The sequence below is a fragment of the Candidatus Babeliales bacterium genome (genome assembly GCA_040879965.1).
Taxonomy (GTDB): domain Bacteria; phylum Babelota; class Babeliae; order Babelales; family JACPOV01; genus JBBDJI01.
Map to the genome: position 1 here is coordinate 474164 of JBBDJI010000013.1, position 12352 is coordinate 486515.

General features: G+C 31.7%; 12 protein-coding genes. 5 read left to right on the forward strand and 7 right to left on the reverse strand.

All coding sequences use genetic code 11. From position 1 onward, the window contains the following. The 5 genes from WDZ41_06000 to WDZ41_06020 all read left to right on the forward strand — a co-directional run. Positions 1 to 601: ankyrin repeat domain-containing protein (locus WDZ41_06000; protein ID MEX0940882.1), on the forward strand; the 601-nt coding region annotated here is incomplete at its 5' end. A 246-nt stretch (positions 602 to 847) separates the two neighbouring features. Further along, a complete protein-coding gene (locus WDZ41_06005) occupies positions 848 to 1969 on the forward strand; it encodes an ankyrin repeat domain-containing protein (GenBank protein ID MEX0940883.1) in 1122 nt (373 codons plus the stop codon). A gap of 24 nt (positions 1970 to 1993) precedes the next feature. Then, entirely contained in the window at positions 1994 to 2788 is a 795-nt protein-coding gene (locus WDZ41_06010; GenBank protein MEX0940884.1) for an ankyrin repeat domain-containing protein, read from the forward strand. A 125-nt stretch (positions 2789 to 2913) separates the two neighbouring features. Further along, the gene (locus tag WDZ41_06015; GenBank protein ID MEX0940885.1) at positions 2914 to 4149 is read left to right on the forward strand and encodes an ankyrin repeat domain-containing protein; all 1236 of its coding nucleotides are present in this window, start codon (positions 2914 to 2916) and stop codon (positions 4147 to 4149) included. A gap of 23 nt (positions 4150 to 4172) precedes the next feature. Then, the gene (locus tag WDZ41_06020) at positions 4173 to 4934 is read left to right on the forward strand and encodes an ankyrin repeat domain-containing protein (protein ID MEX0940886.1); all 762 of its coding nucleotides are present in this window, start codon (positions 4173 to 4175) and stop codon (positions 4932 to 4934) included. A 119-nt stretch (positions 4935 to 5053) separates the two neighbouring features. Here WDZ41_06020 and WDZ41_06025 read toward each other — a convergent pair whose 3' ends face one another. The 7 genes from WDZ41_06025 to WDZ41_06055 all read right to left on the reverse strand — a co-directional run bounded on the left by WDZ41_06025 (position 5054) and on the right by WDZ41_06055 (position 12321). Beyond that, a complete protein-coding gene (locus WDZ41_06025; GenBank protein ID MEX0940887.1) occupies positions 5054 to 7078 on the reverse strand; it encodes a hypothetical protein in 2025 nt (674 codons plus the stop codon). Between the two features lie 25 nt (positions 7079 to 7103). Beyond that, on the reverse strand, positions 7104 to 7562 hold the full coding sequence (locus WDZ41_06030; protein MEX0940888.1) for a pyridoxamine 5'-phosphate oxidase family protein: 459 nt from the start codon (positions 7560 to 7562) through the stop codon (positions 7104 to 7106). A 320-nt stretch (positions 7563 to 7882) separates the two neighbouring features. Beyond that, positions 7883 to 9130 (reverse strand): hypothetical protein, encoded by a 1248-nt coding sequence (locus WDZ41_06035; protein MEX0940889.1) that lies wholly within the window; start codon positions 9128 to 9130, stop codon positions 7883 to 7885. 110 nt (positions 9131 to 9240) lie between these two features. Further along, positions 9241 to 9747: a hypothetical protein gene (locus WDZ41_06040; protein MEX0940890.1), complete on the reverse strand. Its 507-nt coding sequence runs from the start codon at positions 9745 to 9747 to the stop codon at positions 9241 to 9243. Between the two features lie 75 nt (positions 9748 to 9822). Then, positions 9823 to 10674, reverse strand: coding sequence for a DUF58 domain-containing protein (locus WDZ41_06045; GenBank protein ID MEX0940891.1), 852 nt, complete (start codon positions 10672 to 10674; stop codon positions 9823 to 9825). A gap of 3 nt (positions 10675 to 10677) precedes the next feature. Then, positions 10678 to 11913, reverse strand: coding sequence for a serine--tRNA ligase (serS, locus tag WDZ41_06050; GenBank protein ID MEX0940892.1), 1236 nt, complete (start codon positions 11911 to 11913; stop codon positions 10678 to 10680). A 129-nt stretch (positions 11914 to 12042) separates the two neighbouring features. Next, positions 12043 to 12321: an HU family DNA-binding protein gene (locus WDZ41_06055; protein ID MEX0940893.1), complete on the reverse strand. Its 279-nt coding sequence runs from the start codon at positions 12319 to 12321 to the stop codon at positions 12043 to 12045. Between the last annotated feature and the right edge of the window lie 31 nt (positions 12322 to 12352).

A 12352-nucleotide genomic window follows, 5' to 3' on the forward strand; every position in this document is an offset into this window, starting at 1 on the left:
TGGCGATACTCCTTTACATGGTGCTTCAGAGTACGGTTCTCTTGAAGTTGTTAAACTATTGCTTGAAAAGGGAGCTCCAATAGATATTCAAGATAACTTTGGCGATACTCCTTTGCATTTGGCTTCAAGGAAAGGCCATCTTGAAGTTGTTAAACTATTGCTTGAAAAGAGAGCTCAAATAGATATCAAAAATAAGAATGGCTGGACGCCTTTGCGCTTGGCTTCATTCAAGGGTAAGCTTAAAGCTGTTAAATTACTTGAGGAAGCAAAAAAAAGAAAAAAAGTTACTCAAGATCAATACAATGCTATAAAAGTTTTAACCTCGAACAAAACCGGAAATGAACTCTGGCAGTGTAATTACATGCAAGCACCATCCATTGACCAACCACGAGAAAAATCAATAATTGATACAAATATAGATACAGATCCTGATAGAGACATATCAAATGAAGAAAAACAAGAAAACTTTTCTACACATGAAAAACCTAAATCGAGCATTTTGCATAATTATAATCCATTTAAATGGAAATATGCTTTTGGGTTGCCATTATTATCAATAGGTTATTGGGCTTACAAACACTTTATAACTAAATGCCATTAAAAGTCGTTTGCACTTTGCTTTGAATCTTCTTCAGCTTCTGTTCAGGTACTCCTTGTTCTAGAGAACCTTCAGCTTTATAAAGATGTTTGAATCCGATTTGGGCACCAAAATGAGATAATCCACCGTCTTTATAAAGAGAATTTAAAAAGTATTATTTTCTAAAAATTGACTATTGCCCATTGACTTTTTTGTTAAATATTTTATAATTGAATAAAGAATGTGAAATTTAACTATAAAAGGCAAAAAATGAAAAAAGCGCTTTATTTATTCTTAACTATTTTTTTAGGAAACATTGTCAATGCCATGGAGCAACCCGTTTCACCATTGATGAGCCTTCCTACGGAAATAATAACAATCATAGCTTCTCATTTAATAGATGAAAAAAAATTCAATAATCCAGAAACCTGTGCCGATTTAGATAAATCGATAGAAGATTTAAATAATGCAAAATTAGTTTGTAAAGAGTTTAATGATATCATCAATATGGTAATTAATCATAAGCCCCATCAAAAATTTTCTTTAAAAGAAAACTATTTATTAAAAAAAATACTTATCAAAAACTTTGCTTATTCAGCCGATCAATTAACATTCATGAATGATGATTCAAAATCTACTAAAGAAATTATAGATGAAATTCTAAAGATTAAAGACAGATATGGCTCTACTCCTTTGCTTCGGGCTTCAGCCAATGGTTATCTTGAAGTTGTTAAATTATTGCTTGATCATGGTGCTGACATAGATATTCAAGATACTCCTTCAGACCAAGATTATCTCGAGATTGTCAGACTATTGCTTGCAACAGCTAATATTACAACCTACTATCGCGATACACCCTTGCATTGGGCTTCATTCAATGGTCATACTGAAGTTGTTAAACTATTGCTTGCAAATGGTGCTGACATAGATATTAAAGACAATAATGGCCATACTCCTTTACATTTGGCTTTAAAAAAAGGTCATGTTGAAATTCTTCAATTGCTTGAGAAAGCAGCAGAAGAAAAAAAGACCAAAGAAAAAAATGCTAAAGATCAATACAATGCTGCTATAAACGTTTTAAGTCAAAAAAATAATATCGGATCTAAGAAAACGCTCTGGAAACATAACCTACCTACAGTTATACAAAATAATTATTTAATACCTCATGGTGATGATCACCATGCACATTTAGATGAAAATTTAGTTAAAGTTGGCCAAGAAGAAGTTAAACCGTTTGAAAAAGAGACAACTCATACAGGTTTTGATTCAATCAATAATGAAAAAACAAAATCAAGAACTTGGCAATTTAATCCTTTTAAATCAAAATACACTGTTCTTAGTTTAGCATTGCCAGCAATCGGTTACTGGATTTATCAGCGCTTTAACTATTAAAAATTACTTTAAAAAAGGCAAAATATGAAAAAAGCACTTTATTTATTCTTAACTATTTTTTTAGGGAACACTGTCAATGCTATGGAGCAATCTAATTCTCCACTGATGAGCCTTCCTACGGAAATAATAACAATCATAGCTTCAAATTTAATAGATGAAAAAAAACTCGGCAATCCAGAAAACTGTGCCGATTTAGATAAATCGATAAAAGATTTAAATAATGCAAAATTAGTTTGTAAAGAGTTTAATGATATCATCAATATGGTAATTAATCATAAGTTCGATCAAAAATTTTCTTTAAAAGAAAACTATTTATTAAAAAAAATGCTTATCAAAAACTTTGATTATTCAAATGATCAATTAACATTCATGGATGATGATTCAAAATCTACTAAAGAAATTATAAATACAATTCTAGCTATTAAAAACAGCAATGGCGCTACTACACCGTTGCATTGGGCTTCATTCAATGGTTCTCTTGCAGTTGTTAAACTATTGCTTGAAAATGGTGCTGTCATAGATGTTCAAGATTACTGTGGCTGGACTCCTTTACATGGGGCTTCAAATAATGGCAACACTGAAGTTGTTAAATTATTGCTTGAAAACGGTGCTCCCATAGATGTTCAAGATTACTGTGGCCGGACTCCTTTACATTGTGCTTTATCCAATAGCTTTGCTAAAGTTGTTAAATTACTTGAAAAAGCAGCAGAACAAAAAAAGATCAAAGAAGAAAATGCTAAAGATCAATACAATGATGCTATAAACGTTTTAAGTCAAAAATCTGATACAGTACCCAATAAAGCACTCAATAGCTTTTAAGCCACTGTAAACACAAAGCTGTTGTTTGCTCAGAAAATAAGCATGCCGGGCCTATTCATTGACTTTTTATAAAATTATTTTATAATTGAATAAGATTATAAAATTTAATCATAAACAGGCAAAAAATGAAAAAAGCACTTTATTTATTTTTAACTATTTTTTTAGGAAATATTGTCAATGCCATGGAGCAACCAAATGCTCTCACTCTTATGGATTTACCTAACGACATATTGAACATTATCGCTTTAAATTTAATATCTAAGAAAGAATTCGATAATCCACAAGACTATACAGCATTAGATAAATCTATAGAAAAATTAAACAACAGTAAATTAATTTGTAAAAAAATTAATGATATCATTAATACGATGATTACTGAGCCTCAACAATTAAATAATCATTTCTCAAATATTAATCAAACACTCTCTTTAAAAGAAAACTATGTATGGAAAAAAAGAAAGCTAGCAATAAAAGAAATACTTATCAAAGAATTTACTTGTTCAGTTGACCAATTAACATTTATGGATGATTATTCAAAATCCACTAAAGAAATTATAGATGGAATTCTAAAGATTAAAGACAGATATGGCTGGAATGTTTTGAATTTGACTTCGCACTATGGTTATCTTGAAATTGTTAAGTTACTGCTTAAAAATGGTGCTCCAATAGATATTCTAAACAACTATGATGATACTCCTTTGCATTTGGCTTCAGCCAATGATCAGCCTGAAATTGTTGAGCTATTGCTTAAATATGGTGCTCCAATAGATATTACAAACAAAACTGGCAGAACTCCTTTACATAAGGCTTCACGCTATGGTTATTATGCAGTTGTTAAACTATTGCTTGAATATGGTGCTCCAATAGATATTAAAGACAATGATGGCAATACTCCTTTGCATTATGCTTCACGCAATGGTTATCACGAAGTTGTTAAACTATTGCTTGAATATGGTGCTCCAATAGATATTAAAGATGAATTTGGCGATACTCCTTTGCATTTGGCTTCAATCAATAATCAGCCTGAAGTTGTTAAGCGCCTTGAGAATGCAGCAGAAGAAAAAAAGACCAAAGAAAAAAATGCTCAAGCTCAATATAATACTGTTATAAAAGTTTTAAGTCAAAAATCTGATACCAGATCTAAGCAAACGCTCTGGAAATATAGCCTACCAGCAGTTATACAAGACAGCTATTTGTTACCATTTAAAAAACAGACAGCTAAAACAGATTTTGACTCAATCGATAATGAAAAAGCAAAATCAAGAATTTGGCAATTTAATCCTTTTAAATCAAAATATATTGCCCTTAGCTTAGCATTGCCAGCAATCGGTTACGCAATTTATAAGTACTTTAACCATTAAAATTAAATCACAAAAGGCAAAAAATGAAAAAAGCACTTTATTTATTTTTAACTATTTTTTTAGGAAACACTGTCAATGCTATGGAGCAATCTAATTCTCCCACTCTTATGGATTTACCCAGTGATATACTAAATATTATCGCTTTAAATTTAATAACTAAAGAATTCGATAATCCAAAAAACTGTACCAATTTAGATGAATCTATAGAAAAATTAAACAACAGTAAATTAATTTGCAAAAGATTTAATAATATCATTAATACGGTAATTACTAAGCCCCAACAATTAAATGATCATTTCTCAAATGTTAATCCAAAACTTTCTTTAAAAGAAAACTATGTATGGAAAAAAAGAAAGCTAGCAATAAAAGAAATACTTATCAAAGAATTTACTTGTTCAGCCGATCAATTAACATTCATGAATGATGATTCAAAATCTACTAAAGAAATTATAGATGAAATTCTAAAGATTAAAGACTCCCAGGGCGATACCCTTTTGCATGCGGCTTCCCTTAAGGGTTATTCTAAAATTGTTAAATTATTGCTTGAAAATGGTGCTCCAATAAATATTAAAGGCAACTGTGGCTGGACTCCTTTGCATAGGGCTTCAGGCAATCCTGCAGTTGTTCAGTTATTGCTTGAATATGGTGCTCCAATAGATATTCAAGATAACTTTGGCAATACTCCTTTGTATTGGGCTAAACGCTATGATCATCATGAAGTTGTTAAATTACTTGAAAAAGCAGCAGAAGAAAAAGAGACCAAAGAAAAAAATGCTAACGCTTAATTCAATGGCGCTATAAAAGTTTTAAGTCAACAATCTGATACCGTACCTAATAAAACGCTCTGGAAATATAATTCATCAGCAATTATACACGAACCCAGCTATTTGCTTCATTTTTTTTATCAACTTTGTTCAGCAACTAGCTCTTTCCCGATTGCTGATTCAAATGGTACCGCAGGGGTTTCGACTTTTTGTGGTGCCCGCGTAAATAAACCAGTAATAAAATTCCATGTACCACCTATGATTGTAAATGGCAACATAACAATATATTTTATCGTTGAGACAATACCAGTTGCTTTTCTTTGCTGCTCTGCTTGTTTTAATGCTTTACGAATAGCTTCTTCCTGTTCTTCTTTTTCTCGTTGCCTTTCTCGTTCTTCATCTTCTTCTTCTAATTTTGCAAAACGTTGTTTTAAATCAATGCCTTTTTCTTGTAATTCTTGGATTTCATTTTTAACTTTATCCATTTGATTGCGCATTGTTTGTAATTGATCGGTAAAATATGAAGCTAAATTGCTTGTAAAATAGCGATGAATATCTTGCATACTTTTAAAAAAACTTTCAGTTCTATAGTATAACTCTTCAGCTTTTTCATCGCTTAATATTTTTTTTATTGTCTGGAAATTACGCCATGCTTGATTTTGATAATTGTTAGCAACTTTGATTTGATCATCGACTGTTTTGACTACATTATCAATTTCATTATCCAAAGATTCAAGTGCTTGTACATCTTTTTGTAATTGTTCCACTATATTCTTTTTTTCATTGATAGTCGCTACTATTTCTCGTTCTTCAACAGTTAGATCGTCTTGCTCTTCACGCTCTTTTTGCAAATCTTCCATTAAGGAAGTAAGTACTTGATCAAGTTCACCAAGATTAAACCCGATATTTGAAGCAAATAAATCAAATTCATTATCTATTTTATTTCTCTGAATTTTATAATTTGTGCTTGCTTCTAAAATTTTAGTAAATACTGCATTGATTTGCTCAATAAGGTCAATAGTATCTTCTAGCGCTTTTCTTTTTAATAACCAATTACCACCTTCTTCGATATCAATCGTATCAATTTCTGAGACCGGTGGCAGTACTTTTTCTTCAGGCACTTCGGGTTCAGCAGGTTCTACTGGAGGCATTGGTTCTGCAGCAACTTTTTTTTCTTCTATTTTTTTTGCTTCAGCAACTTCTTTTTCAGCTTCTTCTTCTTTAATTTTTTCTTCAGTAGGTTCTTCTGTTATTTCCTCTTGGATTTCTTTTTCAGCTTCTTTTTCTTCTTGCTCTTCTAATTCTTCTACTACTACCTTTTCTTCCATTTCTTTCATCATTTTTTCTACAGCAAGTTCTTTTTCTTTTATTCCCTCTTGTTCATCTCCTTCTACCTCTTCCGGAACCGCTTCACCTTCTAGTGTTGGCACGGCACCTTCTATTGCTGCAGTAACCGCTTTTTCTTCTTTTGTTTCTTTTTCGATAGTTTCTTCAGTAACTTCTAATTCTTCATCTTCTTCTATTGCTTCCGTTGGAGAAACCTCTGGTTCTTCTTGATCATATTCAAAATCTCCAACATATCCTATAGTGCCAGTCACTGGTCTTAAGCCTATAAATTCTTCTTCAGGTTCTTTTTCAATTGGTTCTTGAATTTCTTCCTTTTCTTCCAGTATCGGCTCTTTAATAACCGGTACCTCTAGGATAGGCGGTTGCGCTACTTCCTCTTCTTTTTTTACAATTTCCGTCTCTGGTTTTACCATTGGCTTTGGCTGGACAACCTCTGGCTCAGGCTCTTCTTTTTTTGGCGGAGTAACCATCACTTCTTTTTCTTTTGTTACTGGCTCCATCTTTTGAACTTCTGAAATAGTACGCAGAGATTCGTTTAATTTTTTTAATGATTCAGATAAGCCTCCAAGATCTTTCATCAATTCTTTACCATTAGCCACTTGGCTTTTTACTACTTCCTTTTGAGGATTGGTAGTTTTTCTACCATAAGTTTTTACAATTCTCTTTTTATTATTTTTTTGAGCCAATTCTGGCATTGGATGTTTTATAACAGGAGGGGTTGGCGGCACGGTACCTGCTATTATGAACAAAGGAGTGACCAATAAACACAAAAAAAATATACGTGCATTGATTACCAATTTCATAGCAATCTTATTCATAATAGCAGCCTCATGTAATAAAAATTTATAGGGTTTCAGCTAATTCTTTTAATTCTTCCATTAAACTATTTACGAGCTCTTCCGCCTCCCAAGAAGTATAGTTCCAGCGTACTCCACTCTCAACGCGCGTCAAGGTCGAACGATCACTTTTTATATCGATAATATCAATACGAACAATATTCATCAATGGATGAACAACAGAAGGCGCACGCACAACACCTGCTCGCCCTAATACGCTATATGCTACATTACCTTCGTCAAGAAAACACATCATAACTTTTTTTTGCCAGACCATATTATGATAACCGGTATGATCTTTGTGAATTGAAATTAAAATACTCTCTAATCCTTTTGGATACACACATTGAATAGGTGTTGTATGAGGTAAGCCTTTTTCAGAAAAAGTTGCCAATACTCCTAAGGTACCTTTTTTTAAAACTTTAATTAAGTCTTCGGGTAGTTTTACCCCAACATGTTTTGCCATTGGTTCTCCATCAATGAATAATTAATTGAATTTTTTTCTTATAATAATGCGCAAAAAGGACTGAATTTTCGTGCTATCCTTAAACCAAAATACGAATGAATCCCCCTAAAATTTAGGTAATTTTTTCATTTTTCTTTAAAAAAATAAAAAACAAGTTCTTTTTAAGTTTATCAGGCGTGTCAAGTGCTCATTACATCGATTTTATCGTAAAAAAATATTTGATTAAAATTATATAAACTTTTCCGAATTGCTGTCTATATCGTCCTTTTCAATGATTTTTACTTCTTAATTTTTGATAAAAATAAACTTAATTTTCCAAATCATTTATTATAGAAAAATTGCTTTAAACAAAAACCCGTAAAAGCAACGCTAAGCCCTGTCAGCATAGTTTTAGCACGGTAAATTATATCTATTCTAGACTCTCTTTTATGATAAAATGAAAGAGCTTCCGAAACGAATCTTGAATCGTCAAATTGTACTAACTTTCCATTTTCAATAATGTCAGCCGATTCTTTAATAATTTTCACATCATTGCTTTTTTTGCAATGCTCCCTAAATATTGTCATCGCCTTGCTTAATGCTGTATGCGTATGAACATGTCCTCCATCATTACCCATGACTAAATAAGTTTGCCCATTTTTATTTGTTTCATTTAATTTTTTGAAGTACTCATCTTCGCCCTTTTCTAATACAACCCAATCGGCATGCTGAAAATGTACTAAAATATTTAACTTAAGCCCTTTTAGTAAAGGAATAGAATCAATTGGTTCAAATCCATCACTTTTATATCCAGTAATTTGTTGCATTAACCAAGCAGGAATAAGCGTTTGCTTTATAGACCGTAATGGAATTTCAAGAGCTATTGTGCCCTCTTGAATTACCTCTAATATCTTTTTGCGCGCTTGTTCATTAATACCAATTCGTTTAAGCTCTATTTCGTACTTTTTATATCGCTCATCATTATTTAATAATGCTAACATATTGATTATTGTCGCCGCACCTCTTGATGCACCAAATAAATGTATTCCTCTCAAGTCTTGTTTATTAATTACATAATTAAGCGTATATAAAGCTGAAAGTATTTCGGAACCCTGCCCAAAAAAAGTTTTTTTCAATTTCGGGAATAGCGGAAAATTAAATCTTACATCAGGAAAATTAAATAAAATAATATCACCAGGAATAACACGACAATATTTTTTTAACATTTTTGCACTATTTTTTGTATCTTGCCATCCATGAAAATATAAGGTTGGATATCCGGAATATTCTTCTTGGTCATTCACAATTTCAATGGCAGGATCATAACCCAATAATTCAATTTGTTTATTTTTTTCAATTTCAGAAATATGTAATTTACTTTGCCATTGCTCAGGTAGCTTTCCCCGCAGATATACGTTAAATGTATCAAGCATTAATTTAAAACATGATTGTGGTGTAGAAAAATGCGATCTCAAAGGACAATCTTTAGAAAATATTTGGTTAGGCGTAAAAATACAATTAATCAATTGATTGCAAAACAACCCGCCAACAATAATTCCCAGAATTAAGATTTTTTTTTGAAATGTCATATAAACCCCTAAAACCCATTAGTAATTTACACTTTTATTATAACAGTTTTTCAAATTTATACAATTTCAAATTGAAAGAGGATGAAAATTGATCGTTCGTGCTGATATGGTTAAATTTTATGATATGTTTTCTTTATTATGTTAATACAAATAGAAAGATCATTTTTCATATTTTCATGTATCGTATTTTGTTTGGCAAACTTAATGAAAACTGCAGAATCAAAAATTTTAGACAAATCAGCAAAAAACTCTAAAGGAAATTCAGCGGTGCGAATTATAGTAATAACTTCTTCATCAGTTTTACTTTCTAAAGGTAATCCATATCGTAATGATAAGTATTTTTTCATCACTTGCGTTAATTTAAAATAAAAGACAGCATAAGCTTCATCTTTTAGAAACCTATCAATATCAAGTGCTGAAAATTGCTCCAGAGCTTCTTGCCAATATTCCTTTGTTGGCATGATATTATTGCGCTTCCAGACAAACCAAAAAGTTATCGCTGCAAAAAATATAAGAAACAACATTAAAAGTAAAACTAAAAACCAAGGTTCTTTCCAAAATGGCTTATACCAAAGCCCGTATAGATCATAAATAGGTATTTCAGTAATGTTATTCATAAGTATCGGATCTTTTTTTTAAAATTAACATAAATTTTGTATTAAAAAATTTTTAGATTTTTTTTACAAATATACTTAATGTTTTAAACGCTTGTTGAAAAAATAGATGATATCTTCAATTATTGACGTTTTGTTTACGTCTATATCTAAACAATCTATCCTATTTTTTTTAAATATATTATTTTGCTTTGTTATTCTTTCTTGAAGGCTGCTCATGTTTTTCATATTTAGAACAATCTCTTCACCGGTTTCTAAATCATTACAATGAATAAAACCATATTGAGGTATATTTTTTTCGTAATTATCTAAACAACGTATTGCTACTACATCATGTTTTTTTGCTAATATCGGCAATTTTGATTCTATATCTTCATCAATAAAATCAGAAACAACAAAAACTAACGCATCAGATTTTTGCACTCTCATAACATGCTCAAATGCTTTTTGCAATTTTGTTTTTTTTGATTTGCTTTCAAAATTAAATATTTTTTCTATTATTTGGTACCCATACTTAATACTATTTTTTGGCGCCATATAAGTTTCGACTTCATCAGTTACCATTATTAGACCAACATGATCTTTGCCATGTACCGCAGCTAATGTTAAAGATGATACTATTTCCTGCATGCGTTCTTTTTTGGTGTAATTTGATCCATACCATGTTGATTGAGAACCATCCATAATAATTATTATGGTTCTATTTCGTTCTTCTTTATATTCTTTGATAAGCATTTTGTTTGTTCGTGCCGAACTCTTCCAATCAATAAAACGAATATCATCGCCAAATTGGTATTCACCAAGCTGCTCAAATTCTAACCCAAATCCTTTTTTATTCGTACGATAATCTCCAACAAGATGGCCAGTTAATAAGCGCTTTGTTTGTAATTGAATACGTTTAATTTTTTTTTGTTGTTCCTTATTAAGCATATTTTACCAAACACCATATTTTTTTAGTATTTCTGGAATTGCAATAGAACCATCTTCCCGTTGATAATTTTCCATAATTGCTACCATAAGCCGCGGCAAAGCTAATGAAGAAGCATTCAATGTATATACTAATTGTGGTTTTTCTCCCGCATCTTTGCGGTAACGTATTTGCCCACGCCTTGCTTGAAAATCAGTACAATTACTACAAGAAGAAACCTCATAAAAAGTATCTTGACCCGGCATCCATACTTCTAAATCATAAGTACGTGCCGAAGCAAATGAAGAATCTTGTGTTGCCAAAAGCACCACGCGGTAAGCAAGCCCAAGTTTTTGCAACAATCCTTCCGCACACGCCACCATACGATCAAGTTCTTTTTTAGCCATATCTGGCTGACAAAAAGTAAATAATTCAACTTTTTCAAATTGATGTATACGAATTAATCCTCTTTCAGTTGCACCATAACTTCCTGCTTCTCTTCTAAAACAACTGGTCCAAGCAGTTAATCGTACCGGTAACTCATCAGCAGAAAAAATATGATCGCGATATATATTGGCTAAATTTACTTCTGAAGTTGGTGAAAGATATAATTTATCTTCAGGAACCTGATATACTTGATCACGAAATTTTGGAAAATTTCCGGTAACCTCTAAAGATTTTTCATTTACTAAATATGGTGGCAATACAAATTCATAGCCATGTTCACGATTATGTTCCAACATAAACATGGTAAGCGCATACATTAAACGAACCGCATCACCTTTATAAAGAGCAAAATTACTCCCAGTCATTTTTGCTGCAGCAGCAAAATCAAACCAACCAAGCGCTTCACCAAGTTCTACATGATTTTTTATCGTAAATGGAATCAGTGGTTTTTGGCCTTCTTGTTTAACAACAACATTCGCTTCTTTATCACCAACTGGTATATCTTCTTGCGGGATATTCGGGCATGATAAATATAATTGGTTAAAAATTTTTTCAGTTTCTTGGAGCGATTCTTCTAACTCTTTTAACTTTTTACTTAAAGTAATTGATTCTTCACGCAACTCAGGCGTAACACCCTTTTTACCCAACTTTGCCAATTCATTTTTTCGATATCGCAAAGATTCAACTTCTACTCTTAAAGCACGCACTTCTTCATCTTTTTTATATAACTTTTCTGCATCAAAAGAAGGGTCTTTACTTTTTATTAAAGAAATAATTTTTTTGGGAGATTCACGTAGCAAATTTAGATCGATCATAATAAAACCATAACAGTATTTTTATTAAACATTACTTTTAATAATACTGAAAATAATGAATTTGAAAAGTAAAAAAGGGTCGTCAAAAGACGACCCTTGTACAAGTAAAAGCTTTATATCAATTTTTAATTAAATTGATCTTACTATCTCACGTAGTGCTTTTCCAGGTTTGAATTTAGGTACATTAATTGCAGGAAGATCAATACGCTGTTTAGTAGCTGGGTTGATTCCCTTACGTGCAGGTCTTTTTGAAACTGACCAAGTACCAAAACTCGCCCATTGCACTTTGTCGCCACCTTTTAAAGCTCGCTGTACTGTGCGCGCTAAACTATCTAAAAGACGTGCAACGTCTTTTTTGCTAAATGTGGTTTCCTCAGAGAGGGAGTCAATTAATTGGCTCTTGTTCATAAAGGTACTCCTAATGGTTTATATGGTTAAA

What these genes read in the sequence shown, in the direction of transcription:
- WDZ41_06020 (MEX0940886.1), top strand. Translation starts at nt 4,173, where the DNA reads ATGAAAAAAGCACTTTATTTATTTTTAACTATTTTTTTAGGAAACACT.
- WDZ41_06010 (MEX0940884.1), top strand. Translation starts at nt 1,994, where the DNA reads ATGAAAAAAGCACTTTATTTATTCTTAACTATTTTTTTAGGGAACACT.
- WDZ41_06040 (MEX0940890.1), bottom strand. Translation starts at nt 9,747, where the DNA reads ATGAATAACATTACTGAAATACCTATTTATGATCTATACGGGCTTTGG.
- serS (MEX0940892.1), bottom strand. Translation starts at nt 11,913, where the DNA reads ATGATCGATCTAAATTTGCTACGTGAATCTCCCAAAAAAATTATTTCT.
- WDZ41_06005 (MEX0940883.1), top strand. Translation starts at nt 848, where the DNA reads ATGAAAAAAGCGCTTTATTTATTCTTAACTATTTTTTTAGGAAACATT.
- WDZ41_06030 (MEX0940888.1), bottom strand. Translation starts at nt 7,562, where the DNA reads ATGGCAAAACATGTTGGGGTAAAACTACCCGAAGACTTAATTAAAGTT.
- WDZ41_06045 (MEX0940891.1), bottom strand. Translation starts at nt 10,674, where the DNA reads ATGCTTAATAAGGAACAACAAAAAAAAATTAAACGTATTCAATTACAA.
- WDZ41_06035 (MEX0940889.1), bottom strand. Translation starts at nt 9,130, where the DNA reads ATGACATTTCAAAAAAAAATCTTAATTCTGGGAATTATTGTTGGCGGG.
- WDZ41_06015 (MEX0940885.1), top strand. Translation starts at nt 2,914, where the DNA reads ATGAAAAAAGCACTTTATTTATTTTTAACTATTTTTTTAGGAAATATT.
- WDZ41_06055 (MEX0940893.1), bottom strand. Translation starts at nt 12,321, where the DNA reads ATGAACAAGAGCCAATTAATTGACTCCCTCTCTGAGGAAACCACATTT.
- WDZ41_06025 (MEX0940887.1), bottom strand. Translation starts at nt 7,078, where the DNA reads ATGAATAAGATTGCTATGAAATTGGTAATCAATGCACGTATATTTTTT.